Here is a 26,076-nt window from a genome sequence, read left to right as displayed (position 1 = left end):
TGTTACTCCTGAGTTGATATTTCTTGCTGCGATAAATTTGCTAACTCTGATGCTAAGGTTTCTTCCAATAAGTCTACAATTGCGTGTGCATCAGTAGGGGACTTCATTATTTCAGCCTCCGGGTCAGAGCGATTTTTGACATTGGGAATATCTTGGCGTAATTCCTCAATCAAAGCGATGAGTTTAGCAATTTTCTGCTCAGAGAGCAGGTTGAGTTGAAGGCTAAGTTGCGCCCGTTGCTCTGCTAACTTTTCTTGTCGCTCCTGTTTAATCAATACCCCTGTTGTCACCAACAATGAACCCGCAGTCAGTGAAAATTGTAACCAAGGAAATGGAACTTCCTCAAATCTAGGTACACCTAAACGTCGTGGTAAGGCATTGGGTGCTACCCAAAGAATAATCCCAAGCACAATGCTATACAGGAATACAGGACGACCAAAAAAGATGGTTATCGTTTCTACAAGGCGCTGGTGTTGTGGGACATTTTTTTCAGAACGTCTGTGCAATGCGATAATAGTCTCGATATTTTGACTAATAGATTCTGGTAATGGGGCAGTGGGCAGAATTTTTTGCGATGCTTGCGGTGAGGCTGTCGGAGTCTTCTCCCCTTGGGAGACGCCAAGGGCGATGGCGGCTCCCGTCGAGTCCGAACTGCTGAACCCGGAGGGCGAATCACTTGGATTTGGTTGATCGTTGGTTTGCATTAGTAGTCTGGCGTTATAAATGATTCCTTCAACTGACTAACTTCAATTTTGACTGGAAAGCGATACTTGAAGAAAGGAAAAATGCATGAAAGTACCTACAGATAGATTTTGGTAGATTACTATTGCTACTGAATCAAACAAGGTTTTTGGAGTTTATTCATGGTCTTCTGGCTACTGCTGAAATAACTATTGGAGTCGCAAAAGCAACAAATGTGACTTTAAAACTAACTTTTGGAGTCGCAAAAGCAACAAATGCGACTTCAAAACTAACTTTCGGAGTCGCAAAAGCAACAAATGTGACTTTAAAACTAACTATTGAAGTCGCAAAAGCAACAAATGTGACTCCAAAACTAACTTTTGCGTAGACGTGGCCTACTACCTGTTTTGTGGTTGAGTCGAAGACGATGGGGTTTGTTGTGTCGGGGGTGCTGGTTTGTCTTCGACAATATTGGGGTATTTACATATTACTAGTTTAAGGGATTCATCTGCAAAACCCGATTTTAAGCGATTGCGGTCTTGGTCAGTCAGTTGGTTAAGCAAATTGGGATTCAATGTTTTAATTACAACATTCTTTCCATCCCGATCCTCAGCAAGATAAGTAATTGCGAAGTGTCCCTGTCCTAACTCTTGTTTAATTTCATACTGCTCGCAGTGTAACTTTTGTCCAGATGCCCAAGTTATTGGTTGATTATCTCAGAGACTTATATTAATTTTTGCATAAAGCAATTCTCCTGTGGATGTAATACACCTTTTTCTCAAAAATGTGCTGTAGCTTGTACCCTGACATCTAATAGAGAAGCTATTATGCTTCAAAAAATACAAGATGACGCGATCGCAGAAGTTGTGTTATGAAAACGGGCAACCTCTGAGGATTTCTGTAATTTTCCATAATCGCTGACGTATACTCTAATTTTTAGTTAAATGCGTAATTCCTACACTAATGGAATCAAATGCTACTGTAAGCAATCAACCTTTAGCGTTTAATTATTCAGTAATCTTTAAAAAATCGAAAAAATAATGTTAAGTATTCCTATTCAACTAAATTTACCTCGTACACCCCGTTTAATAACTTCCTTACCTGGGCCTCGTGCTCAAGCAATTGTACAACGCGATCGCGCTGTAACTTCCCCTTCTTATACCCGCGATTATCCCTTAGTTGTATCTCGCGGTCAGGGCTGTATGCTGGAAGATGTGGATGGCAATGTATTTCTGGATATGACCGCAGGTATTGCCGTTACCGCCACCGGACACGCCCACCCGGAAGTCATCAAAGCAATTCAAGAACAGTCGGAGCGTCTACTGCACATGTCAGGGACGGATTTTTATTATGAGCCGATGGTGGAACTAGCAGAACAACTAGCGATTCGTGCCCCTTTTCCCAATCCACAGAATAACGCTGAGTTCCCTGCAAAAGTATTTTTCACCAATTCCGGGGCAGAATCCAACGAAGGAGCCATCAAACTAGCTCGATATTACACCAAGCGATCGCTAATCGTAGCCTTCTTAGGTGCATTTCACGGACGCACCTATGGGGCAATGTCTCTCACCGGTTCCAAAGCAGTGCAGCGAGCTAATTTTGGGCCTTTAGTTCCTGGGGTGACTCATATCCCCTACGGCACTCACACGAGCTTAGATTACCTGGAAAAACAGCTATTTGGCACAATTTTACCACCGCAAGAAGTAGCGGCGATCGTAGTCGAAGCGATTCAAGGGGAGGGTGGGTATATCGTACCAGAGGACGGTTTTTTGCCGCGGATTCGGGATATTTGCGATCGCCACGGTATTCTGATGGTAGTGGATGAAGTGCAAGCAGGGATGGGGCGGACTGGACGCCTATTTGCGATCGAGCATTGGAAAGTGATGCCTGATATCATTACTACTGCCAAAGGCATTGCCAGTGGTCTGCCATTAGGAGCGATACTTGCCAGACCTGAGTTAATGACTTGGCCTCCCGGTTCTCACGCTACCACATTTGGCGGTAATCCCGTATCTTGTGCTGCTGGTATTGCCACACTGCGACTGCTGGAAAGTGGTTTGATGACTAACGCCACCCAAATGGGACAATTATTACAAGCTAGTCTGACCAAGTTGCATCAAAGATTTCCCAAAGTATCGCCGCCACGAGGTAAGGGTTTGATGGTAGCGGTGGACTTATTGGATGAACAGGGTAATCTTGATTATAAATTGCGCGATCACATTATCCAAGAAGCTTTTTTACGCGGTTTATTGTTACTAGGTTGTGGGAAAGCAGCAATTCGTTTCTGTCCACCTTTGGTTATCGACAGCGACCAAATTCAGATAGCCCTTCAGATTATCAGCGAGGTGTTACAGGATTTTTCATTTATTTGAACCACATTTGTTATAGAGGCGCAAGGTCTTGCGCCCCTACAGCGTGGTCTATTTATCTGAAAATAGCTGTAAGTTCTTAGGGGAGAGGAGCAGAGTACAGGGTACAGCGAGGAAGGAAATAACCAATGCCCCATACCTAATGCCCAATCCCCAATGCCCAATATCCAATACTTTATGAAACCCGAAATTGCCCTTCATTTATGGAAATTACTTTGGCAAGAATATAACGCCAGGGTAAATCATGCCCGTACCTACCAGCAAATGATTACTGCTGCGGGTGGAACTGTCGCCAACGACCACATCGCCTTTCGGTCTTTGCGTTTATTAGTAGATAGTCCACAGGGTCAACTTAACTTGGGAATTGACAACCTTGGGCAACTTGCAGAAGCTTTAGGTTATGTGGCGGCTGGAGAGTATAATTTTGCTCAAACTCATCTGTATGCCCGTTATTATCGTCATCCACAGCAAGAGGAATTTAATTTACCCAAGCTGTTTATCAGCGAGTTGATTGTCGATGAATTGCCTGCTAATATTGCCCAACTCATCTCTAAAACAGTATCTTCAATCCTAGACGAACTGACCTCATCCCTTACTCTTCTACAAAAAGACGGGAACATTGAAACTATTGCCAAACTCCAGCAAGTCTTCACCCGCCCTTGGCTACCTCCCCAGCGTTCTGTTGTCGAAGAGGTGAATCAGGTTACTCAGTATGGGGCTTGGGTATTGCTGCACGGATATGGTGTCAATCACTTTACAGGCTACGTCAACGGCCAGAATACTCCAGAATATCCAGACATTGATACTACCGCCAGTGCTTTGGCTAACCTGGGTGTACCAATGAAAGCAGAGATAGAGGGAAATATTGCTTGTGGTTTGCGGCAAACTGCAACTCAAGCAGTAACAGAAATGGTCACAGTGTTAGATGATAACAGTGGCGCAGAAATTCAGATCCCTTGGACTTACGCCTATTATGAAATTGCCCAGCGCTATCTAGTAGAAGTGGAATCTGGAGAGCAGGTACTTTTCGATGCTTTTTTAGGAAGTAATGCCCAGCAATTATTTGAAATGACTCGTTTATCTAAATAGCCTAAAGTTGTTAGTGAAGAAATAAGCTTCAAAGTTCTGAACTCGAAGTTTCATGTTCTGAACTCGAAGTTTCATGTTCTGAACTCGAAGTTTCATGTTCCAAGCTTGGAGTTTTGTGTTCCAAGCTGGAAGTTTCATGTTCAAAGCTGGAAGTTTCGTGTTCAAAGCTGGAAGTTTTGTGTTCAAAGCTCGGAGTTTTGTGTTCCAAGCTGGAAGTTTCATGTTCAAAGCTCGAAGTTTCATGTTCCAAGCTTGGAGTTTCGTGTTCCAAGCTCGGAGTTTCGTGTTTTGGGCGAACTACGCTTGCAACACAAAATCAGATGCCGTGAGAGTTGGCGCACCAGTTAGAGTCACAAATTGACCACCGCTGCCAAAACCAGTGTTTCAAGCTTGAACTTTCATGTTCCAAGCTTGAAACTCTGTGTTTTGAACGAATTATGCTTGCAAGACAAAATCAGATGCCACCAGAGTTGGCGCACCAGTTAGAGTCGCAAATAGACCACCACTGCCAAAACCAGTCGCGCTGCCATTAGGGTTGTAGAACAACTGCCCACTCACAGGATCGTACACAATTTTCGCCGTGCTAGTCCCGGCTAAAGAAGTGATTTGAAAATCACTCTTGTTACTAAAACCAGTTCCGGCAGCTGAAGTAATTGCATTAAAGGTAGTTTTATCTAAGATAATCTTGTCACCTTCAGAACTGTTGAAGTCACTAATGGCATCTACACCAACAGCAGTTAGGGCAAAGGCTGCATCGGTGTTGTAAAGGAATCTGTCAGCACCCGCACCGCCAACGAGAACATCATTGCCTACACCACCCACAAGAGTATCATTATCTTCTCCACCGATGAGAATATCATCGCCTGACCCGCCCCGCAACAGGTCATTGCCACTGTTGCCATTAATAATGTCGTTACCCCCTTGACCATTAATCACATCATTGGAGTTGTCAAAACCCGCGATGTTATTGTTTAAGTCATTCAGGAAGGTGACAGTGTTTTTATTGAAAATGTTAGCTTGAGTAGAGTTAGCAGTAATCACATCGAAGCTGTCGGTGATGCTGCTTTGCCCGTCAAACTCTATATTGCCGAGTGCAGGTCTTGAAGAACTTGCTGGCAGGTTATCCAGGTTTGGTAATTTGAAGTTTTGCAGAGTTACTTTGGTGGATGCCACATTTTCAAAAGTGACTTCCAAGTTGTTGCCATTTTCAGTTAGTTGTAAATTTCGAGCAGTTAGTCCCGAACCGATAAATTGCAGTGTATCAGCATTGGCAATTACTGCTGCTGATGGGTTTGAGCCTTTACCTCCTACGCCACTAAAATCGGTGATGATATCATTACCATCGCCAGAGCGAATCACAAACTTATCTTGACCACCGTTGCCCGTGAGGATATCATTACCAGCTTTACCGTCGATGATGTTATTGCCAATTGTGCCGAAAAGAGTATCTGTACCAGCAGTTCCCGTTAGGATAGGGCTGGTGCCACTGCCGATATTTTTTCCACCAAACAGCACGTAGCTTTGCCCTGAGCCGTCGCCGTTGGGGGAGGCAAAAGGTGCCCCAATAATCAGGTCGTCGATGCCGTCGCCGTTAATATCTCCTGCACTGCTGACAGACGTGCCTGATTGGTCAAATTCATTAATCCCGTTGATGGCAAAGCCATTACTGCCGTTGAGTGTGGAAAGGTTGAATTGAGCACCAAAACCCCCCTTGCTGCCAAACAGCACGTAGCTCTGCCCTGAACTAAAGCCGTTGGGGGAGGCATAAGGTGCCCCAATAATCAGGTCGTCGATGCCATCGCCGTTGACATCTCCCGCACTGCTGACAGAGTTGCCTAAACCGACAGATCCATCAATGATACTGTTGATGGCAAAGCCGTTAGTGCCGTCAAGGGTGGAGACGTTGAATTGGGAATAAAAAACCTTATTGGTGCCAAACACCACGTAGCTCTGCCCTGAAACATCAGGGTTGGGCTCGGCATAAGGTGCTCCGGCGATAATCAGGTCGTCAATGCCGTCGCCGTTGATATCTCCTGCACTGCTGACAGAACTTCCTAACTGACGTGTATTGATGCTGTTGATGGCAAAGCCATAAATTTCGTAGAGGTTGAAGAGGTTCAATTGGGCACCAAAATCTGCATATCTGCTTCTGCCATATACCACGTAGCCGCGCCTGCCACCGAATGCCCCGATAATCAGGTCGTCGATGCCGTCGCCGTTGAAATCTCCTGCACTACTGACAGGATAGCCGTCGCCGTTGATGACAAAGCCATTACTGCCATTGAGGGTGGAGAGGTTGAATTGGGCACCAAAACCCCCCTTGCTGCCAAACACCACATAGCTCTGCCCTGATAAGGTGCCGATAATCAGGTCGTCGATGCCGTCGTTGTTGATATCTCCCGTTCTACTGACAGAGATGCCTGATCTGTCATATGCATTGATGCCGTTGATGGCAAAGCCATTACTGCCGTTGAGGGTGGAGAGGTTGAATTGGGCACCAAAACCCCCCTTGCTGCCAAACACCACATAGCTCTGCCCTGATAAGGTGCCGTTGGGGGAGGCATCGCTTGCCCCGATAATCAGGTCGTTGATGCCATCGTCGTTGATGTCTCCTGCACTGCTCACAGATACGCCTGAATTGATGCCATTAATAGCAAAGCCATTACTGCCGTTGAGAGTGGAGAGGTTTAGTTGGGCACCAAAACCCCCTTTGCTGCCAAACACCACGTAACTCGGCCCTGATAAGGTGCCGATAATCAGGTCGTCGATGCCGTCTGAGTTGATATCTCCGACACTGCTGACAGAGTTGCCTGATCTGTCAGATGCATTGATGCCGTTGATGGCAAAGCCGTTAGCGCCATTGAGATCGGAAAGGTTAAAAGTTGATTTTGCCATCATTTCTCCGGTGTTAGTTTTCATGAGTTACTTGTCGTTAATCATTAGCAAAGACACTAATGCCGCAAGGCGTAATTCATAATTTGTAATTGCGATCGCCTAAGGGTTTTAGAGATTTCAAATGGGTGGCATATTTACGCGTCCACTGTACTAAAAGGATGAATATCAAGCTACTCAGTCAGAATTTTTCACAAAAATCCTAATCCAATTTGCTCCCTCAGCCTCCCCCGCACGCGTTCTACACAATTAAAACCACAGCCTTAGTACAATTTTGCGTAAAAACGTAGCGTTTTTAGTGAAAAAAACACATTAATATTGCAGCCGACGCATTGCCATTGTAAAGCGATGCATTAACATTGCAGCCGATGCATTGCCATTGTAAAGCGATGCATTAACATTGCAGCCGATGCATTGCCATTGTAAAGCGATGCATTAACATTGCAGCCGATGCATTGCCATTGCAAGGTATTAGCAAATTTAATTCGCTACGAATTAATGAAATGCTGTACTTAGTGAGGTAAATTGCAATATTTGTGACAAACATCGCGATGTTTGTAACCAAAACCAGGGTAGATGTTCAGAAAGTGTCGCGCTTTGCCAAATATTGATACATCTGCCAACGTGCATCAACCTCAGCTTGCGCTTGTTCTAACAAATGCTTGGCAACGTCGGGTTTGCTTTTGGTGAGCATTTTGAAGCGATTTTCTTGATACATCGAATCTTCTACAGATTGCTTAGGCGATCGCATATCCAATTGCAAAGGATTTTTACCCTGTTTGAGCAACTCTGGATTATGCCGATACAGCAACCAACGACCTGATTCTACCAGAGTTTTTTGGTGATTCATCCCTGTGGTCATATTAATGCCGTGGGCGATGCAATGGCTGTAAGCAATAATTATTGATGGCCCATCATAAGCCTCTGCTTCCAGAAATGCTTTCAGGGTATGTTCATCTCTAGCACCAAGCGCTACACTCGCTACGTAAACATTTCCGTAGGTCATGGCAATCATGCCTAAGTCTTTCTTCGGTGCAGGCTTGCCACTGGCGGCATATTTAGCAACTGCTGCTCGTGGCGTAGCTTTAGAAGATTGACCGCCTGTATTAGAATACACTTCTGTATCCATGATCAAGATGTTCACATTTCGACCACTAGCAATTACATGATCGATGCCGCCAAAATCAATATCATAAGCCCAACCGTCACCGCCAACAATCCAAACGCTTTTTCTCACCAAGTAGTCTGCAAGGGATTTGAGATTTTGGATTTTAGACTTTAGATTAGGATCGAGAGTTACGATTTCATCTAACTTCTGCTGCAACAGTTCTATCCTTTCCCGCTGTTCCCAAATGTCAGCCTCAGATTTTTGTTCAGCTTTGAGGATGGAATAGACAAAATTTTCATCTATTTCACTCCCCAACTGCTGCAACAATTCCGCTGCAAACTCAGCTTGTTTGTCGAGGGAAAGGCGGAAGCCAAAACCGAATTCGGCGTTATCTTCAAATAGATTGTTAGACCATGCGGGGCCGCGTCCTTCGGCGTTGGTTGTCCAAGGAGTTGTAGGGAGGTTCCCACCATAAATTGAGGAACAACCTGTAGCATTGGCGATGACGGCGCGATCGCCAAACAATTGTGTTAATAATTTCAAATAAGGTGTTTCACCACAACCTGCACAAGCACCAGAGAATTCAAATAAAGGTTCTTGCAGTTGTTGTTGGCGAATCTGGTTTAATTTTAGCGATCGCCTGTCAGGATTAGGTAAACTCAAGAAGAAATCCCAGTTTTTTCGCTCTTGTTCCTGCAATGGCAACTGCTGTGCCATATTAATCGCTTTCAGCAATGGCTCAGATTTATCTTTAGCAGGGCAAATATTTACACAAATAGTGCATCCCGTGCAGTCTTCTGGGGCAACTTGAATGGTAAATTTTTGATTGGCAAAGTCTTTATCTTTAGCACCTGTTGACTTGAAAGTTTCTGGTGCATTAACTAACTCATCCGCTTGATAAGCCTTTGCACGAATGGCACTGTGGGGACAAACCATGACGCACTTACCACATTGTATGCAGACATCAGGCTCCCATACAGGTATCTCTTCGGCAACGTTACGTTTTTCCCACTTGGCAGTACCTACAGGGAAAGTGCCGTCAACAGGTAGTGTGCTAACAGGTAAGTCATCACCTTCCCACACCATGATTTTGCCCAGAACTTCCCGCACAAATTCGGGAGCGGAGTTAAGAGTAGAGACGCGATTAATCGCGTCTGTGAGAATTGTTTGTGGGATATCTACTTTATGCAAGTTGTCTAGAGTATTGTCTACAGCTTGCAAGTTCATGCGGACAACTTCTGCACCTTTTTTACCATAAGTCTTGTCAATCGCTTGTTTGATTTTAGCGATCGCTTCTTCTTGCGGTAAGACACCCGCTAAGGCAAAGAAGCATACCTGCATAATAGTGTTAATTCTCCCACCCATGCCACTTTCGCGGGCAACCTCGCTAGCATTGATGGTATATAACTTCAAATGCTTATCGATAATTTGCTGCTGCACTTTGAACGGCAGATTTTCCCAAACGCTATCTGCATCATAGGGACTATTAAGCAGCAAAGTCGCCCCAGGAATAGCAGTCTTCAAAATATCTATGCGTTCTAAAAATCCCCAGTGATGACAACCAATAAAGTTGGCTTGGTCAATTAAGTAGGTGGAGCGAATTGGCTCTTTACCAAAGCGTAAGTGAGAGACGGTCATTGAGCCAGATTTCTTTGAGTCAAAGACAAAGTAGCCTTGGGCGTAATTGTCGGTTTCTTCACCAATAATCTTGATGGAGTTTTTGTTAGCCCCAACAGTGCCATCAGCACCCAACCCATAGAACATTGCCCGAACAACATTATCCGATTCTGTAGAGAAGTTAGGGTCAAAATTTAAGGAAGTATAACTAACGTCGTCATTAATCCCAATAGTAAAGTGATTTTTTGGTTTAGCTTGGGCAAGATTGTCAAAAATGCCCTTCACCATCGCCGGAGTAAATTCTTTAGAAGAAAGACCGTAACGACCACCAATGATTTTAGGGGATGAGAGAGTATTTTCTCCCTCTGCTTCCCCAGCGCTTCTCTCTGCCCACGCCTCATGGATAGCAGCTACAACATCCAAATACAATGGTTCCCCGGCGCTACCTGCTTCTTTGGTGCGGTCAAGAACTGCGATCGCTTTTACACTAGTTGGCAATACTGCAACAAACCTTTGGACATCAAAGGGGCGGTAAAGTCGCACTTTGACTACACCAAGTTTTTCACCACGGGCGTTAAGATAATCTACTGTTTCATGGACGGTTTCACAACCTGAACCCATAAGAACGATAACGCGCGAGGCATTGTTGTCCCCGTAATATTCATAGATTTGATAATGCCTTCCCGTGCGTTCTCCAAATTGATCCATGATCCGCTGGACAATTTCTGGACAAGCGTTGTAGTAAGGGTTAGCGCCTTCACGTCCTTGGAAGTAGACATCGGGGTTTTGGGCAGTACCCCGCAAAACTGGACGATCTGGGGTGAGCGCACGACTGCGGTGGGCAAGTATGAGGTGATCGTGGATGAGCGATCGCAAATCGCCATCTGAGAGCAGTTTGACCTTCTGCACTTCATGTGATGTGCGAAACCCGTCAAAGAAGTGCATAAACGAGACTCTTGCTTCTAGGGTAGCAGCATGGGCGATGAGAGCAAAATCTTGACTTTCTTGCACTGAAGCGGAACACAGCAAAGCAAAACCAGTAGCACGAGCTGCCATCACATCGCTATGATCACCAAAAATTGATAAAGCGTGGGTAGCCAGGGAGCGGGCTGCAACGTGAACCACGGCGCTAGTCAGTTCACCAGCAATTTTGTAGAAGTTGGGTATCATCAACAATAATCCCTGAGATGCCGTGAAAGTGGTACTCAGGGAACCTGTTTGCAATGCTCCATGCACAGCACCTGCGGCTCCTCCCTCGCTCTGCATTTGCACAACACTGGGAACAGTACCCCAGAGGTTTGGACGACTTTCTGCTGACCAAGCATCTGCCCATTCACCCATTGCTGAAGAGGGGGTGATGGGATAAATAGCAATCACTTCATTTAATTTGTAAGCAACACGGGCGACAGCCTCATTCCCATCAATGGTTGCAAAAGTTTTGTTCATAATATGATTTTTGTCCCCGCCTCTAAGATGCATTATCAGAACACGTGAATATAAGAATCAGAAATAGCCAGAACTAGAAAGTGAATGTATGATATACATTAAAGAATTATCGGTAGGATTTACTCCGTGTTCAAGGATAATTTATTGATGGCTTTTGGCTCTTAAGTTTACTTTCAACAAATACTGCATCTATTAATATCTCATCCGCAATACTGCATCTATTAATATGTATTAATAATGTACTCAATAACTTAAGTCTCTGTTTGATAAGACTTTCAGGCTGTTTCTTCTTTTTTGTGGGGTATAGGGTCGGGAATCTCTGATACAAAATATTCCCGAAATGAGGAAATCTTATTGACTTTTGACTTCTCAATTCGACCACAACATAAATCTCCATTTGCTTTTGATACAAAGCAGCCTCCGAAGTTTGGAGGCTTGCCACAAGAGATTTGTTGACAAATAATGCTTATCGAGTTTGAGCTATAAACTCACTTTTCTGCATTGCCATCATAAAGTTTGACCAAAGGTAAACCTTTATTGGGAATACTACTAAGAAAAAGTTGTTTAATATCGTTCGATTTATACGATAATAAACAACTCAAGACTGCAATGATAGTTGATATCAATACAAAACTTAGATGAAGACCTGTCAAGATAAAAACCAATGTGAAGAGTGCAAATATCAAAGTGCAAATATTAGAAAATCTTTGTACCTTTTCTATAAAAACCAAAGAATTACGACAACTTGGACAGTGCTTTGTATGTCTATGCCATCGGTCATATAGTTGTTCATCATTCAATTGTTTAAAACTGCCTTCTACACACCCTTGCCATGAAGGACTACCTCCAGCAAATTCGTCCAGCCATTTTCTAAAAGTTATGATGCCCACGTCAGCCGGAGAAGGCATAAAGTATGCCCTTTGCCATTTTTTATCTAATGATGACTGATTTACTTCTTGGGAATGCATAGCTGATAAATCTTGGTCACTTAACTTGTACGTAGATAAGTGCTGTAACCCAGTTTGTAAATCCTTTGGGAGAATCTCTAACCTAAAATTTCTTTTAACTAAACTTCCATCAGAAATAAACTTGCCTATGTACCTACAGTAACCTGGTTGTGTAGGAACAAAATACAACTGAAAAATATTAGTTTTGCCGTTGGGGTAACGATATATCGTAGTATTAGAAGAGGGTGGAATAAACTTCCGCATCGCTTCCATATCTTTGTTGAAGAGATTGTAGCCTTGATGTTTGAGAGTAAAACCTTCTTGAGCAGATATTTCTCCAACAGATTCAAAATGTTCCATAGGCACAGCTGTTTTAGGTGAAAAAATACCTATTCCTTCATGAAGAAATTCTGCATGAGAAGGATCAAAAGTACTTTCAACAGACACACTATAACCAACTGGAACTTCTGTCATGTGCCAGGAGGTAGAAGATATATCTAGTTCGGACTCAGGTATGATTGCTGGCTGCTTGGAGTTACAATCCTCAAAGGCTGTTGAACTATCATCTGGCCATACCCAAAGCAATTCTTGAATCACTTGTGTAGGATATGTAGTAATTCTTGACCTTAAACTATCACAAGCAGTTACTTCTGCTTGGTTACCAGCCAACATGGGAATATGAGTGCATTTCCCTTCACTGTTAAAACACCAACCGTGATGTCTACACATTAAGTTTCCATCTTCAGTGATGCTTCCCATAGATAGTCGCACCAATTTATGAGGACAAACATCATCCATTACTATCCACTTTTGATTTTTGTCTCTCCAAATCACCAATTTTTTCCCCAGAAGAGTGATAGGAGTGGGATTAAAAATATCTAAGTAGCTTAAAGGGATAATAGGATACCACTGTTTAGCCCATGAGAACTGAGTTGTCATAACAAGAGCTAGAAACCTAATTTATAAAACTATATTAGTACACTAAGCTGTTGAACGATTTTTGCTGAATGAATCAAAGGCGACGCCGAATAGCGAAGCGTTAGCGAGTCTTCGAGCGTCATAGCCCGTCGTAGACATCGCTTTGTAAAGTTTTCTGTTAGCATTAGCACAGTATTTATCAAAAAATTACTGAAGGGGGAGACAAAAAGTAGCTGAAGCTCTTTGGAGTGCAATGACTTTGTGAGAATCATTACTAAACCACCAAAAAGTATCAAAAATTATTCTGCAATATAATAAACTATGTGTTTTTTATGAAATACAATTTATGCCTTATCGGAGAAAATTTTTAACAAGAGCAGGATACACTACCCTTTCTGCCTTATTGACTATGGGGTTTTTACAAAAGGATAAGCAAAGAGAAGACCAGAGTACGAATTCTATCGCAGCAAATAATCCAATTAAAAATGTAAATTCTCCACTTCGGCAATTAGCTGCCGCCAAAGGAAAGCGTTATGGCACAGCAATTGATGGTGACTTTTTGCGAAAAGAAAGGGATTACGCTGACTTGATTGCTCGTGAATGTTCGATTGCGACACCAAATGGTGAATTAAAATGGGCCGGCACTGAACCACAGCCAGGAAAATTTACCTTTGAATCAGCAGATGCGATCGCCAATTTCTGCCAAAAGCATAATATGACAATGCATGGTCATACCCTTTTTTGGCACTTGTCAAAACCAGACTGGGTTCCTTACCCCCCTACTCTTAAAATGCTCGAACGCCATGTTACTGGTGTCATGGGGCATTATCGCAAGAGTCCGGTTTTAAAATCTTGGGATATTGCCAACGAAATTATCGCTGATACTCCAGATGGAACTGATAACCGCTATGGTTTGCGTAGAGGGGTAAAACCAGAATTGATTCGAGACTTATTTTTAATAGCAGCTGAAGTTGATAGAAATAAGAAATTTTGCCTAAATGATTTTGGGATTGAAGGCGCTACATGGAAATCAGACCATTATTTAAAAATGGTGGAATATCTGAAAAATAATGGGGTCAAACTTGACTGGGCAGGTCTGCAATCGCATCTATGGTTTTCTAAGAACTATCCTTTTGATGAGAAAGGATTTAGTAACGTTTTAAAACGGTTAAAAGACCTGGAAGTTAAACCAGTAATTACTGAATTAGATATTATTATTGATACTCCATTTCCTGATAGTATTGAAAAGCTCGATCAAATGATAGCAGATAGTTACAAACGATTTCTTGAGCTGTGCTTTGTAGGTGGAGTTGATACTGTGATTACATGGGGAATTACTGATCGTCACACCTGGATACGTTATCCTCAATGGATGCCACAAAAATACAAGGAGAATCCAGAGTTCCAGAAATTTCTGCGTCCGCTTCCCTTCGATGAGAACCTCAAACCTAAACTTGCCCGCAAGGCTATTGCCCAGGCTTTTCAGTAAGCAACTTATACTCGCACCCAGATGTAAATAGCGCTTTTAAGTGTCATTATGAACGAAGTATGTGGCGAGATTCTTCCTTATTTAAGAGGATGAAAGTTGAATAAAACATCTTGACTGTAGCGCTTTTCGTTCGTACGCAATACACTTTGACCTCTCTCCTAAAAGGAGGAGCCACTGCGTTGGGGAGCCAGCGCGGTCTTCTCCCATTCGTGAGAGGCTAACGCCAAGGGGGTTTCCCCCATGAGCGACTGGCGTCCGGCTCTGCCGACTTTAAGCATGTGGTGTCAGAGGCTTTGAATCTTACTCCTCAACGCTACAAGGGTTGCGGCTGTTCTTGTTAGGTTTATATTGCGCTCAATTGAGAAGCATTATTAATGATTAAGCCTTAGCAGTATTTTATAAATTCATGACGAATTGACCGACCTACTGGTAAGGCTTGCGAGACTCAATCACGCTACAAACTTGTGAAATCTTGTACTAAGAAATAGCAGCATTCTATTTCTTTTTTGTTTACTTGAGATACTCCAAATTTCTCGTAAAAATAATGTGCTAACAAACCAAGGCTCAAGTAAGTAACGTCTCCAAAGTCTTTTAGGTTCACATAACAAGCGATACAACCATTCCAAGCCGACCTTTCCCATCCAGCGAGGAGGAGTGGGTATTGCTCCTGCTACATAGTCCATGCAGGCTCCACTAGTCAAAATAGTGTTGGTGTGAATATGTTCAAGATTTTCGGAAATCCAATACTCTTGGCGTGGCATACCCATCCCCACCATTAATACATGGGGTTTGTAAGCATTAATTGCAGCCAGAGTGGCAAGATTTTCTTGACTATCTTTATCCATATCAATGTAGCCATGAGCGCAAGAAATCTGTAAACCAGGAAATCTCTGGCGCAAAATACTTGCTCCTTGTTCAGCAACTCCTGGCTTTGAACCTAAATAAAATACACGCCAGCCTTTATCAGCTGCTTCTGCCATCAGAGGCCATACCCAGTCAGCATAGGTTACTCTTTGTTCTCGTTTCATTGGAAAACCCAACAGCTTTCCAATAAACAATAGAGGCATACCATCAATGTGTATATATTCTGCTTTGGCATAAAAAGCTTGCATTGTTGGATCATTATGGAAGAGATAAAGACTATGCAAGTTGTGATTAGCAATAATCAATTTCTGATTTTGCTCAATAGATTCTTTAATTAAAAAATTCAACTCAGGGATGGAAAGGGCATCCACTTGAACACCAAGAAGTTTATAAGATGAAGTCCGGATCATAAATTTTTTTAGTATTATATTGTATGAGTAAAGGTTTAATACTACTGAGTATGCGATCGCTGTTTTTTCAATATTTGTTCAGCACCTTCAACTAAGTTCTGTACCCTAGCAGCCCAACTGTGATGATTTACTATCTCAGTGCAAGCAAATTGTCCCATTTCTGGCAGTGTTTCTCTTTGATGATAAGCTTCCAATAAGGTACGTTTTAAATCATTTTTATCACCTGGTTTAAATAGGAAACCTGTTTTGCGATCGCAAATCAAACGTTTAGCATCTTCAAAAGCTGATGCTATGACTGGTTTAGCCATTGCCATGTATTCATAAAGTTTCATAGGTGAGAGATACATTTTTCCCATTTTTAATTGAACTTGCCCAGAGTAACCAACATCAAATCCAGCGATATACTGGGGTACTTCTAGCCAAGAAACTCGACCTATAAAAGCTACATAAGGCGAAATACCTAATTCTTGACTCTGCTTTTCCCAAGCAGATTTCATTGCACCATCGCCTACTACTACCAGCGAAATGTCTAAGCCTTCGGCTCGTAATTCAGATATTGTTTCTACTAATAAGTCTAAACCAGCCCAAGCATATAAACTACCTATAAAACCTATAGTAAAACCGGAAAATATTCGTTTTGGGACATGTATTTTAGGATTAAGAAAATCAATATCAACTCCGTTTGGTATCAAAACAATTTTTTCACTTGAAATCCCAAAATCATGTACTAAAATTTCTTTTAAAGTTTCACTTACACAAGCTACAACATCGCATTTTTGATATGCTCTAATTTCTATCCATTGAGCTAATCTATACAGGATCAATGCTTTTCGTTCTGCCTTTGCTTCATAAAAAAGTAATGCTTCAGCTTGCAAAATCCAAGGTATTCCCTGACGTTGGAATATCCAGCCCAGACATTGCAAAGTCGCCGCGTACTCATACACCCAATCAACTTGATTTTTAAGTTCTTGGTAGCTTCTCCATGAGTTAATGACACCAAGGCCGAGACGGATAAAATCTACTGCTAAGGTGTAAAAAAATCCTTTGCTGATTAATTCACCGGAACCATTTGCCGACCATTTTTTTGAAACTTTATCTCCAACAATAAATGTTTCGATTTTCCACTCAAGTGTTTGAAAGCCCTTCAGAATTCCTAAAATTCGGGAACGGGGGCCAGACATTTCTGCATCAGGATGTGTTGAAATCCGAGGTGCTGCTGCTAAAAAACCAAGCCGTCGCTGCATTTTGGAACTCCTTAAGATTGCGAACTACTTTGTGGAATTTCTTCTGCAAATGTGGGAGATGCAGCCAAATTTTTGTAACCAATAATGGCTCGGAGATAAGGTAAACACCAATAAATTACCCAGAAAAACCCAGAGTGCCGACGACAGAATTCAGTCCAAGGTTTGAGCGGAAATGCTTTGACTTGAATTACCTTTCTTAAGCGTTCTAAAACAGATAATTTTGTATCTACCCAACTGTTGCGGATTGAGTTTTTACCACAGGTTCCGACATATCCAGGTACAACCCATATCGAGCAACCATTTTTTCTTGCTCTTAAACCATAATCTAGGTCTCCTAAACTGTGAATAAATGCTGCATCAAGATTCCCTACTTTTTTTACAACCGCACGAGGAAGTAGCACACAGTTGCCAAACATTGTGTCACATTCTTGAAACACCTGAGTTGAGCCTAAAAATTCATATTTATTAGAGTACCATTTGCGGGATTTCACTGCACCGCCGTATGAAGCTTCTCTTGTTATTAAATCTTGAGTCGTACCAACTAATATTGAATTTTCTCGGACAGATTCTAATAATTGTTGATGAAGCGTCAATAGACGTTCTAAGGTGTTTGATTCTAGTATTGTGTCGTCATTTAACCAGAGATAATAGTCATAATCTTTTTGCATTGCTTCAGCAAACGCTAGTCTCATTCCTCCTACCCAGAATAGATTCCCATTGCCACGAAGAATCTGGACTTGTGGATAAGAAACTTTCACTGCCTTTGAAGTACCGTCAGAACTTCCATCATCGGTTAAGTAAACATCAAAAGACTTTGTTTGTTGAGCTAAGGCACGCAGACAATTCAAAGTTGTCTCACGCCTATTAAAACAAGTCATTATTACTGCTAACTGTGATTGCTTCATATAATATTTTTTTATACTAATCTATTTTTTTGCATTAAAAATTAAAGTGCTATTTCGTTTTTTATATAGAAAAAAAATCTCGAAAATCTTTCCAATTATATTTATGCAATTCTTCTAATTTGATATATCGAGATTGAATGCCATTCGGCGCAGCAAAGTATTTTTCCCTCATGACATCTGGTTGTATTTTTCTTCCACCTTCTTCTTCAATAAGATTAGCGATATAAGTGCAATAAGCTAACCTCCAATCATTCATTTTTTTCAGAGTTTGTTCTCGAATCTTTTTTGGTTCAGGTGCTAACTGTTTTAAAGTTTGCACAGCTTCAGCAACTTTCTCAGACTCTGGAGCGACAATAACGGAGTTTTCAGAAGTAAAGAATTCATCTCGTCCACCTTTACTTGGAGTACTGACAACAGGAATTCCACATAGTAAGTATTCACTTGATGCTAGATTTGCTCCTTCGACTGCTGAAAGAATCAAACCGACAGAGGACTGATTATACTTTTTTGCTAACTCTGTACGTGCAATAAAGTCTTTGTTGAAATCTGCATGTTTCAATTCCGGACAAAATTTATGTAAGTCACCACCATAGGACACAACCATCAATTTATCTACGTTTTTTGCTAGTCCAAGACGCTTTGATTGATTGAGTTGTGCCGTGTAAATTGCATCATAAAGCTTTGGTTGCTCGAGAACTTGATATAAATATTCATTAATATAAAAGTTCTGGTTGAAGTGCGCTCCACGAATTAAAAAACGTTTTCGCAATTCTTCTTCATCTGACGCATTTACCATTAAGTGATGCGTTCTTCCCTCAATGCCATGTATGGTTGCCTTTATCTTTCTTAGTAACATTTGTTTAGGTGTTCCACACCACCCAGGGATATGTTCTAGAACGTGTTTGGGACGAAACCATTTAGGTAGAGCTTGATATGTAATTTTGCTTTTTTCGTAAACCACTCCCCCCAATAAAGGATAGCTTCCAAGAAAGGAAACAATAAGCGGCCGAGTACTAAAAATATAAAAACCGTGAAATAACATTTAAATACCTTTCCTTAATTAACTATGTAACTTAAAAGTGATGATAATCATTTAAAACTTTGCAATTTTTTCTATCCAATTACTTACTTGACTATTCAATTTAAACACTCGTAGCTTTTGTTCTATTTTCTTCACAGTCAACATATATCGGTGCATTACTGATGTGCGCGGCATCTTATGTCTAACAACTCCTTCACATAACCATTGATATTTATGTGAACTTCGATTAAACTTTTTTAAGCTTTGAATTTGTGCATTCCAATCATTATAAAAAAACAAATTAAAATAATGTATCGACACTATGTCATCCCAAGCTTTAAGCCTTGATTCTTTAGATAAGCGATTGTGTAAAGGTAATGGATAACTATAAGCAGAAGAAAAATGAGAAATATTTTCTTCCAGCGAGCATAAAGTCACAGATAAGACTGACTGTTCCACAAAATAAATCCCTTGAGGAGGGGTAATATTCATACGCATTACCTTCTCAAAGTTTTCTTTCCAGGCAGTAAATATACCTGCACTCCTTCTGACAGCAACTAAACCAGAATTCCAGTATGCTCTGATTTTTTTATTACCAATTGGTGTGTCAACAAATACCTCACGCTTCACATTTAGCACTTCATATAGTTTTTGCCAGTACCATTCTTGAGGGTCTCGCAGACCTGTAGAACCAATTCCTTGACCATACTCAGGACGTATGCGAATGTTACAATTTACTGGCAATAAAAATTCCTTTGGCTCATAAAAAAAGCATTTATCACTGTCTAAAAAAACTAATATTTCTGCATCGATATGTTGCTCGGCATAGGCACAAACCAGGGGTTTATTGGCTAAATAATATTCCTGAAATTCTTGATTTATAGGAACTTGTTGATGAGTTACCTGCAACGCTTCAAACGCTTGTTGGGTTTGCTTTAATATCGATTCACCTACTCTAGGATGAAAACTATATATAGGTGTATTTTTCAATTCACCGCAGAAATTACGAATACTTTCTGCAAGCATCAAAGATTGACCTTCTAAACGACCAGGTTCTGTACAAATTATAAACGCTATAGGTATTGACATATTATGAAGTGTTTATTTACTAAGTTAATGAATGAATGAATATTTATTTTTTGTAATCAATATTTCTTGAAACAAAGCTAAATAACGACGTGCTTGAAGTTCCAAAGTGAATTCTTGTTCAGCTTTCTCACGTGCATAGAATGACAGCTTGTGCAGCCTCTGCTCATTTTCAAGTACCCAGGTAATTCCTTTGGCAAAATCTTCAACTTCATAAGGTTTAGCCAAATACCCGTTCTGCTGATGATCAACAATATCTTTTAAGCCAGTAGAATTAAACGCAACAACTGGAGTACCACAAGCGAGTGATTCAGAAGCTGTTTGTCCAAAAGATTCTTGAAGAGACGGTACAAGCATCACATCAGCTGCTGAGTAAACAGTTGCTAAAGATATATCATCGTGTAAGTGTCCCAAATAGTGTATTTTTAAGCCCAAATCAGGTGAATTATCTGGTTGAGATGCCCCAAAAATCGCGACTTCCAAGTCATCCTTCCAGCCAGATTTACTCAATTCTTGTAGAGCTGGTTCCAACAAATGAAATCCTTTATTTCTATCGCTTGTTGCTTCTATCGCTCCAAACAGCATCAGCTTCTTATCTTGGGGTAGATTGAGTGCTTCTCGTGCAAAATGTTGATTAATAGGTCGATATTTTTGAGTATCCAGTCCATGTGGAATTACCTCAACTCGCAAATTCTGAAACAAAGAACTGGAATGAGCGCACTGCGCTAACCAATGACTTGGTGAAACTAAAGTTAAATTCAAATTTTTCCAAGCTTTTACTTTGCGTTGCCATACCCAACGGGATAAATCCCATTCTTTACCACTGTTAAGTTGAGGACAAGCTCCACAGGATACTTTATAGCGATCGCATTCTCCAGTAACGTGACACCCGCCAGTAAACCCCCACATGTCATGGAGAGTCCAAACTAGAGGACGCTTCAGTTTAGGGAATGTTTCTATCTGCATAAAACCTGCACTAATCCAATGCAAATTGATTATGTCTGGATTAATATGAGCAACTTTAGGAATAACTCTATCTGGCAACCATTGAATAAAAAATGGAGTCTTTTTCTTTTTCGGATAAAGCTTTAATGGTAAACTTTCAATTGTCAACTTTGCCTTAGTAATACCTTGAAAGAGTCTAATATTAGGTGCAGTTACTGTTTTATCATTACTATATTTTTCTTGAACTAGCATTTGTGACTCTAGTCCTATATCCTCTAAACCTGTGTGCAAACGATATGCAGCCCTCGCTGCACCTCCACTAATATCATTGGTACTAATATGTAAAACTTTCATTTTATTAACCTTATAATTACTCAAATTATTTTTGACTGCCCTAATAGCTAATCGACTAAAATATTTTTATGATTTCGTTGATATTCAAGAGTCAAAGATAACGACGTTGTGACATACATTAACCAATTCCAACTAGGAGTTAATAATCTGGCTTCTGAGAAATTCACTATGACAATGATAAGTAGCATTTGCATTGGCCAATAATCTTCCGGTTTTTTGGCAATATAAGTAATTCGAGTCAATGCCATTACAAAGAACCGGATAAACCCTGCTGCAAAAGTCAAAAAACCTAATAACCCTAATTCTAACAATAGTTCTAAAAAACCATTGTGAGCATTACTTGCCCAATCATAAGTAGCTCTGAGATTAGATGCAGTATTACTAGTCCAAAATCCTGAAAATCCATAACCTAGCCAAGGTCTTTCTAAAATCTTGGAAATTACTAGCCCCCAGAGGTCAGAGCGTCCATTGAATGTAAGGTCTTTACCAGAAGTACCAACTACAGTTTCAGCATTATTGAGAAGTAATATTGAAAAAATAATGAGTAACATTAAAGCTGAAGTTATCATAATAACTTGTAATTTATAATTAGTTTTCTTCAGGGATTTGTAGAAAGGTAAAAATAATATCATTGCTAATAGTATCGTTAAAGATGTTGTTGAACGTGAGAGAATAATTAGACATATAGATATCCCACATAGTGCCCACATCAACCAGCGATATTGATGGCTACTAAGAGCAAGGTGTAAAAAGACTCCTGCGCTCCAAGCCATCATGTAACCTAATTCATTTTTATGACCAAAAATTCCGCTCCACATATTTACTAATTCAGGCGATTGGTGAATATAACCTGGTATGAATGCAGAAAATATCATAGATAATAATGCTGCTACACCAAGTGGCCAAGCTATTAGCCTCATTTGTTCCCTAAGGGGATAACGCATTGCCAAATAGATTGCAATAAAATATATTCTGATTAGACCTTTTATATCTTTTAGAGTAGAATTTAGGTCTTCTGACCATAATATAGAAAAGATAACTATTGTTAGTAGAAAAAACTCTAATGGACTTTTGGCAATTACATAAATAAAACCTTTCCAGTATAAACTTATGAAATAAAATAAAATTAAATATGAAACTATATTCAATAAAGTATCTACCTTATCGCCTCCAAGGGTAGACATAGAAACTTCTTGTGCAGGGTGGATTGTTAATGCCCCTACAGCAATGAGTAATAGCAAAATAGTTAATATTTTTTCTGTTAATTTTACCTTCATTGCTGACATTTAATTTATTTACTAAATGTTTTACTATTGTTTATCATTGAGTAATTCAATCTTTTCTTCACTTCCTCTTTAAAAATATCCAATGCGGTTGCTTTATAGACTGTTTTTTGGGTAAATTTATCTGCCTCTATATTCCTCACAATAAACGGTGGATGTTTTAAAGGAAATTCCATCGCTTGCATCGCCATATTGATGAAGGAAAATTTTTGATTGGAAGTGAAATGAGTTGCGTCTGCACCAACACCAACATTAGAGATTAAATTGATATCGGGAATAATACTTAAGCTACCCTGTATCCAGCAAGCAAATGTCCATTGGTAATCCCAGGTTATACCTGTCGGATTATTATAAACAGACTGAAATATTCGTCGCCAAAAACTTACTGCTTTTGGGTCTATAAGAATGTCATGTAAAAGATTTTCTGCTTGTACCTCTTTCCAGAGTTTGATGGTCAAATCATAATGTTGCCAAGCACGTCTCCAACTTGCCCAACCCCAACAGTGGTTATAGCGAGAAAAATAGTAACTGTAATTTGTATGTTTTCGTCCAAATTGAAGATTTTGAGCAGAGATTGTCGCGATTCTAGTATCGTTTCTATATTTTTCCAGCAGTTCTTCACTAAATCTAAAAAATGTTGGGTGAGGGATACAATCATCTTCTAAAATAATTGCCTCTTCAACATTATTAAATACCCAATCTAAACCACTAGATACTCGTTTTGCACAACCTAAGTTGATATTAGAGTAATTCTTGATCACTTCGCAGTCCCAATCAACTCTTTCGATGATTGCCCGAGTTGCTTCACACTTTTCTGCCTCACCTTCACAGTCAGTGCGGGGACCATCTGCAATTACAAAAAGTTTTGTTGGCTTTGCTTGGCGAATAGCATTAAAAACTTTTTCTGTTGTTTCTGGACGCTTAAAAATAATAAAAGTTACTGCTGTTTGCATAATAGAAAACTTAAATATAAATCCTCAATATTTGTAAAAAGTAAGAAGCGAGCGCACCTGAATCTGAAATATTTTTTGTGTTCTTGAATCAAATGCATTGCATAGAAAAGTAGCAGCAGTTTGAGAGATTATGGTTGCGATCGCAGCCCCAAATCCTGCATATTTAGGAATCAATAATAAATTGAGAATAATGTTTAGTATGGCCCCAAATAAAGTCTTACCTAACGAAACGTGGTTCAAACCTTCAGCAATAAACCATGGTGATGTTGCAAGACCCATAAATACAAACAAAGAAGTCCAAATATGAACTGCTAATATTCGCCCCGCTTCCGCATATCCACTTCCAAACATCACCATAATTATCTTGTCAGACAGGAATGTCATTGGAAGAGCAATTGCCAAAGATATACATGTCATTAAACTGAGTAATTGTCCTATTCTGTGATAGTAAAGACTTTCTGATTTTTCCTTGGCTGCATAAATTGCAGGAGCAACAGAAGAAACAATAGCTGCCGGAATAAAATACCAAATTTCAGAAATACGTACAGCAGCAGAATAAACTCCAACCTCGCTATCTCCGATCATTTGACCTAACATCACCTGATCGATTCTCATAAAAATCATGATAGCGAACCCTGAAAAAATTAGAGGTAAACTCTCTTTCAAAAGAATTTTGGCAGCCGTAAAACTCCAACGCCATAACCACAATGAAGACCCTTTGAGTTGGTAAACAATCAGCAAGCTAATTGCACTCATCGCAAATTCTGCTAATGTTACCCAAGCAAAAGCTAGCAATGGTGCTTTTGTTAAAATTAGTGCGATTTTGATGACACTATTTAGCAAAAATGCTGTATTTTTAGCAATCACAGTGTATTTTGACTGCACCTGTGATTGAAACCACAGTTCAATAGTATCAGTTGCCCTAAAAATTCCTGCCATTCCTAAAATTGTAACTAGCCATATCTTCAGTATTTCATGCTCACCTAAGAAAAACATAGTGCTAATTGCCAATAAGACAGAAGCAATTCCACCCAGCAATTTTAGCCAAAAAGTGGTTCCTAAAATTTCCTCTTTGTTTGATGATTGACGGACAATATGGCGAATTACTACGTCATCCAGTCCTAGAGTAAAAATTGGGCTAAATAAGCTAACAAAAGCTAAAGCATAGTTAAAGAGACCATACTGCTGTACTCCTAAATACCGTGCTAACCATACTCCTACGACCAAGCTTGCACCCATACGTAGAATGCGGTCAGCAAACAACCAACCTGTATTGGCAATAATTGCACGCAGCCCAGAACGAGATTTAAATTTTGAGAAGTTTTTAATTTTTAATTTACTTAACATTATTTTTATGAATTAATCATCTAAAATTCTCTACTTCTTTCAATACCGTGAATCTTTTAATGGATAAAACAACGTACATCATGCATGAATTTAGATTATTTATCGCTTATAATATTTTTAATTTACCAGTCATCAAAATTTTAACAAAATAGCTAAATAATAACGTTATGCCCTTTATTTTCCAAAAAAAACTCTGCTCAAACAAGAATATTATTTTTAAATATAAAATAAAATCTTTATATTTTGGATATGGGATTGTTTGTAACTCATTGAGAGATGTGAAAGCCAAGAAAAATGGTAAACTAAAATTATTTTTTTGTATAATATAATTAAATAGTGAATTGCGTTTCCAGAACCTCTTATATTCATAGTTATTGTCTATATCTAAATTTTTTTTATTATGATACTGGTTATTTTGATGGATTCTATACATTACTAAAGGTTTAGACAGATAAAACTTTTTAGCTCCTACCAAAGAAGCTCCCCATATCAGACAGTCATCAGCCCTTACACGCCAATCTTCTATATATGGAATAGGTAAAAATTTTCTGATTATTTCTCTACGTATTGATAATGTTGAAGTTATGGAACCAATCCATTCACCATTATATAAAGTTCTGATTACTGAATAACCTAAATCTAAATCAACTGTATCATTTTGAAACGTTCCTTCTACTATTCCAAATTTTTTATACGCACAAAATAGAAAATCACATTCACTACGTCCCTTATAAAACTTTAAGGTTGTTTCTAAATATTGAGGTTCATAAATATCATCGGCATCTAAAAAAAATATAATGTCACCAGTTGCAGCTGAAAACCCTTCATTAAAGGATGATAATTGTCCTTGATTTTTTTGTTTCAAGATAGATTTAACATTAGCTAACTGAGTAAATTTAGTAATGACTTCCGCAGAATTATCTGTGGATGCGTCATCAATAATAATAATTTCATCAAACTTCACTGTTTGATTTAAAGCGCTATCAATTGCCTCTGATAAAAATTCAGCGTAATTGTAGTTATTAATTAAACAAGATGTTTTGATTTTATTTGTATCCATGTAAAATTTTCTTGCTAATAAAAAATTAAATTGGTTGAGATGGTTGTA

At 39.9% G+C, this 26,076-nt stretch carries 20 protein-coding genes; 4 read left to right on the top strand and 16 right to left on the bottom strand.

Annotated elements, in window-relative coordinates:
• Positions 1-2 precede the first annotated feature (2 nt).
• Complete coding sequence (locus V7K21_RS12595; protein ID WP_335174656.1) at positions 3-704, bottom strand: DUF1003 domain-containing protein; 702 nt, start codon at positions 702-704, stop codon at positions 3-5.
• Positions 705-826: 122 nt separating this feature from the next.
• Between V7K21_RS12595 and V7K21_RS12590 the strand changes: the two genes are divergently transcribed.
• Positions 827-1,069 carry a hypothetical protein gene (locus tag V7K21_RS12590; protein WP_335174654.1) on the top strand — a complete coding sequence of 81 codons (243 nt, stop codon included), beginning with the start codon at positions 827-829 and terminating at the stop codon, positions 1,067-1,069.
• Positions 1,070-1,079: 10 nt separating this feature from the next.
• Here the strand turns inward: V7K21_RS12590 and V7K21_RS12585 are convergent, their stop codons facing one another.
• The gene (locus tag V7K21_RS12585; protein WP_335174652.1) at positions 1,080-1,256 is read right to left on the bottom strand and encodes a hypothetical protein; all 177 of its coding nucleotides are present in this window, start codon (positions 1,254-1,256) and stop codon (positions 1,080-1,082) included.
• Between the two features lie 465 nt (positions 1,257-1,721).
• Between V7K21_RS12585 and V7K21_RS12580 the strand changes: the two genes are divergently transcribed.
• Both V7K21_RS12580 and V7K21_RS12575 read left to right on the top strand, forming a co-directional pair.
• Entirely contained in the window at positions 1,722-3,053 is a 1,332-nt protein-coding gene (locus V7K21_RS12580; protein ID WP_335174650.1) for an acetyl ornithine aminotransferase family protein, read from the top strand.
• A 174-nt stretch (positions 3,054-3,227) separates the two neighbouring features.
• Entirely contained in the window at positions 3,228-4,139 is a 912-nt protein-coding gene (locus V7K21_RS12575) for a DUF1338 domain-containing protein (protein WP_335174648.1), read from the top strand.
• A gap of 28 nt (positions 4,140-4,167) precedes the next feature.
• Here V7K21_RS12575 and V7K21_RS12570 read toward each other — a convergent pair whose 3' ends face one another.
• From V7K21_RS12570 to V7K21_RS12555, 4 genes are all read right to left on the bottom strand, one after another.
• A complete protein-coding gene (locus tag V7K21_RS12570; RefSeq protein WP_335174646.1) occupies positions 4,168-4,410 on the bottom strand; it encodes a hypothetical protein in 243 nt (80 codons plus the stop codon).
• A gap of 164 nt (positions 4,411-4,574) precedes the next feature.
• On the bottom strand, positions 4,575-7,058 hold the full coding sequence (locus tag V7K21_RS12565) for a beta strand repeat-containing protein (RefSeq protein ID WP_335174644.1): 2,484 nt from the start codon (positions 7,056-7,058) through the stop codon (positions 4,575-4,577).
• 553 nt (positions 7,059-7,611) lie between these two features.
• Complete coding sequence (gene nifJ / locus V7K21_RS12560) at positions 7,612-11,202, bottom strand: pyruvate:ferredoxin (flavodoxin) oxidoreductase (RefSeq protein WP_335174642.1); 3,591 nt, start codon at positions 11,200-11,202, stop codon at positions 7,612-7,614.
• A 488-nt stretch (positions 11,203-11,690) separates the two neighbouring features.
• A complete protein-coding gene (locus tag V7K21_RS12555) occupies positions 11,691-13,088 on the bottom strand; it encodes an aromatic ring-hydroxylating dioxygenase subunit alpha (protein WP_335174640.1) in 1,398 nt (465 codons plus the stop codon).
• 388 nt (positions 13,089-13,476) lie between these two features.
• Between V7K21_RS12555 and V7K21_RS12550 the strand changes: the two genes are divergently transcribed.
• Positions 13,477-14,556, top strand: a complete 1,080-nt coding sequence (locus tag V7K21_RS12550) for an endo-1,4-beta-xylanase (protein WP_335174638.1) — start codon at positions 13,477-13,479, stop codon at positions 14,554-14,556.
• A gap of 449 nt (positions 14,557-15,005) precedes the next feature.
• On the opposite strand, the gene V7K21_RS12545 is transcribed toward V7K21_RS12550, so the two are convergent.
• The 10 genes from V7K21_RS12545 to V7K21_RS12500 all read right to left on the bottom strand — a co-directional run bounded on the left by V7K21_RS12545 (position 15,006) and on the right by V7K21_RS12500 (position 26,028).
• Positions 15,006-15,830, bottom strand: a complete 825-nt coding sequence (locus tag V7K21_RS12545; RefSeq protein ID WP_442948875.1) for a WecB/TagA/CpsF family glycosyltransferase — start codon at positions 15,828-15,830, stop codon at positions 15,006-15,008.
• Positions 15,831-15,871: 41 nt separating this feature from the next.
• Positions 15,872-17,074, bottom strand: a complete 1,203-nt coding sequence (locus V7K21_RS12540) for a glycosyltransferase family 4 protein (protein WP_335174636.1) — start codon at positions 17,072-17,074, stop codon at positions 15,872-15,874.
• A gap of 11 nt (positions 17,075-17,085) precedes the next feature.
• A complete protein-coding gene (locus V7K21_RS12535; protein WP_335174634.1) occupies positions 17,086-17,979 on the bottom strand; it encodes a glycosyltransferase family 2 protein in 894 nt (297 codons plus the stop codon).
• A gap of 61 nt (positions 17,980-18,040) precedes the next feature.
• Positions 18,041-19,021: a glycosyltransferase gene (locus tag V7K21_RS12530; RefSeq protein ID WP_335174633.1), complete on the bottom strand. Its 981-nt coding sequence runs from the start codon at positions 19,019-19,021 to the stop codon at positions 18,041-18,043.
• Positions 19,022-19,072: 51 nt separating this feature from the next.
• Positions 19,073-20,089, bottom strand: coding sequence for a hypothetical protein (locus V7K21_RS12525; RefSeq protein WP_335174631.1), 1,017 nt, complete (start codon positions 20,087-20,089; stop codon positions 19,073-19,075).
• A gap of 24 nt (positions 20,090-20,113) precedes the next feature.
• Positions 20,114-21,385, bottom strand: coding sequence for a glycosyltransferase family 4 protein (locus tag V7K21_RS12520; RefSeq protein ID WP_335174629.1), 1,272 nt, complete (start codon positions 21,383-21,385; stop codon positions 20,114-20,116).
• 47 nt (positions 21,386-21,432) lie between these two features.
• Positions 21,433-22,671: an O-antigen ligase family protein gene (locus V7K21_RS12515; RefSeq protein ID WP_335174627.1), complete on the bottom strand. Its 1,239-nt coding sequence runs from the start codon at positions 22,669-22,671 to the stop codon at positions 21,433-21,435.
• 5 nt (positions 22,672-22,676) lie between these two features.
• Complete coding sequence (locus V7K21_RS12510; protein ID WP_335174625.1) at positions 22,677-23,621, bottom strand: glycosyltransferase family 2 protein; 945 nt, start codon at positions 23,619-23,621, stop codon at positions 22,677-22,679.
• A gap of 24 nt (positions 23,622-23,645) precedes the next feature.
• On the bottom strand, positions 23,646-24,968 hold the full coding sequence (locus V7K21_RS12505; RefSeq protein WP_335174623.1) for a flippase: 1,323 nt from the start codon (positions 24,966-24,968) through the stop codon (positions 23,646-23,648).
• A 106-nt stretch (positions 24,969-25,074) separates the two neighbouring features.
• A complete protein-coding gene (locus tag V7K21_RS12500; protein ID WP_335174621.1) occupies positions 25,075-26,028 on the bottom strand; it encodes a glycosyltransferase family 2 protein in 954 nt (317 codons plus the stop codon).
• Positions 26,029-26,076: the final 48 nt, after the last annotated feature.

The organism is Nostoc sp., from assembly GCF_036919595.1.
GTDB lineage: Bacteria > Cyanobacteriota > Cyanobacteriia > Cyanobacteriales > Nostocaceae > Nostoc.
Note: the sequence above shows the minus strand (reverse complement) of the source record. Positions and strands in the feature narration are given on the sequence as shown.

Bases quoted from the DNA above. Each gene is read 5' to 3' on its own strand.
- V7K21_RS12595 (WP_335174656.1), bottom strand. From the start codon at position 704: ATGCAAACCAACGATCAACCAAATCCAAGTGATTCGCCCTCCGGGTTC.
- V7K21_RS12580 (WP_335174650.1), top strand. From the start codon at position 1,722: ATGTTAAGTATTCCTATTCAACTAAATTTACCTCGTACACCCCGTTTA.
- V7K21_RS12575 (WP_335174648.1), top strand. From the start codon at position 3,228: ATGAAACCCGAAATTGCCCTTCATTTATGGAAATTACTTTGGCAAGAA.
- V7K21_RS12565 (WP_335174644.1), bottom strand. From the start codon at position 7,058: ATGAAAACTAACACCGGAGAAATGATGGCAAAATCAACTTTTAACCTT.
- nifJ (WP_335174642.1), bottom strand. From the start codon at position 11,202: ATGAACAAAACTTTTGCAACCATTGATGGGAATGAGGCTGTCGCCCGT.
- V7K21_RS12555 (WP_335174640.1), bottom strand. From the start codon at position 13,088: ATGACAACTCAGTTCTCATGGGCTAAACAGTGGTATCCTATTATCCCT.
- V7K21_RS12550 (WP_335174638.1), top strand. From the start codon at position 13,477: ATGGGGTTTTTACAAAAGGATAAGCAAAGAGAAGACCAGAGTACGAAT.
- V7K21_RS12545 (WP_442948875.1), bottom strand. From the start codon at position 15,830: ATGATCCGGACTTCATCTTATAAACTTCTTGGTGTTCAAGTGGATGCC.
- V7K21_RS12540 (WP_335174636.1), bottom strand. From the start codon at position 17,074: ATGCAGCGACGGCTTGGTTTTTTAGCAGCAGCACCTCGGATTTCAACA.
- V7K21_RS12535 (WP_335174634.1), bottom strand. From the start codon at position 17,979: ATGAAGCAATCACAGTTAGCAGTAATAATGACTTGTTTTAATAGGCGT.
- V7K21_RS12530 (WP_335174633.1), bottom strand. From the start codon at position 19,021: ATGTTATTTCACGGTTTTTATATTTTTAGTACTCGGCCGCTTATTGTT.
- V7K21_RS12525 (WP_335174631.1), bottom strand. From the start codon at position 20,089: ATGTCAATACCTATAGCGTTTATAATTTGTACAGAACCTGGTCGTTTA.
- V7K21_RS12520 (WP_335174629.1), bottom strand. From the start codon at position 21,385: ATGAAAGTTTTACATATTAGTACCAATGATATTAGTGGAGGTGCAGCG.
- V7K21_RS12515 (WP_335174627.1), bottom strand. From the start codon at position 22,671: ATGTCAGCAATGAAGGTAAAATTAACAGAAAAAATATTAACTATTTTG.
- V7K21_RS12510 (WP_335174625.1), bottom strand. From the start codon at position 23,621: ATGCAAACAGCAGTAACTTTTATTATTTTTAAGCGTCCAGAAACAACA.
- V7K21_RS12505 (WP_335174623.1), bottom strand. From the start codon at position 24,968: ATGTTAAGTAAATTAAAAATTAAAAACTTCTCAAAATTTAAATCTCGT.
- V7K21_RS12500 (WP_335174621.1), bottom strand. From the start codon at position 26,028: ATGGATACAAATAAAATCAAAACATCTTGTTTAATTAATAACTACAAT.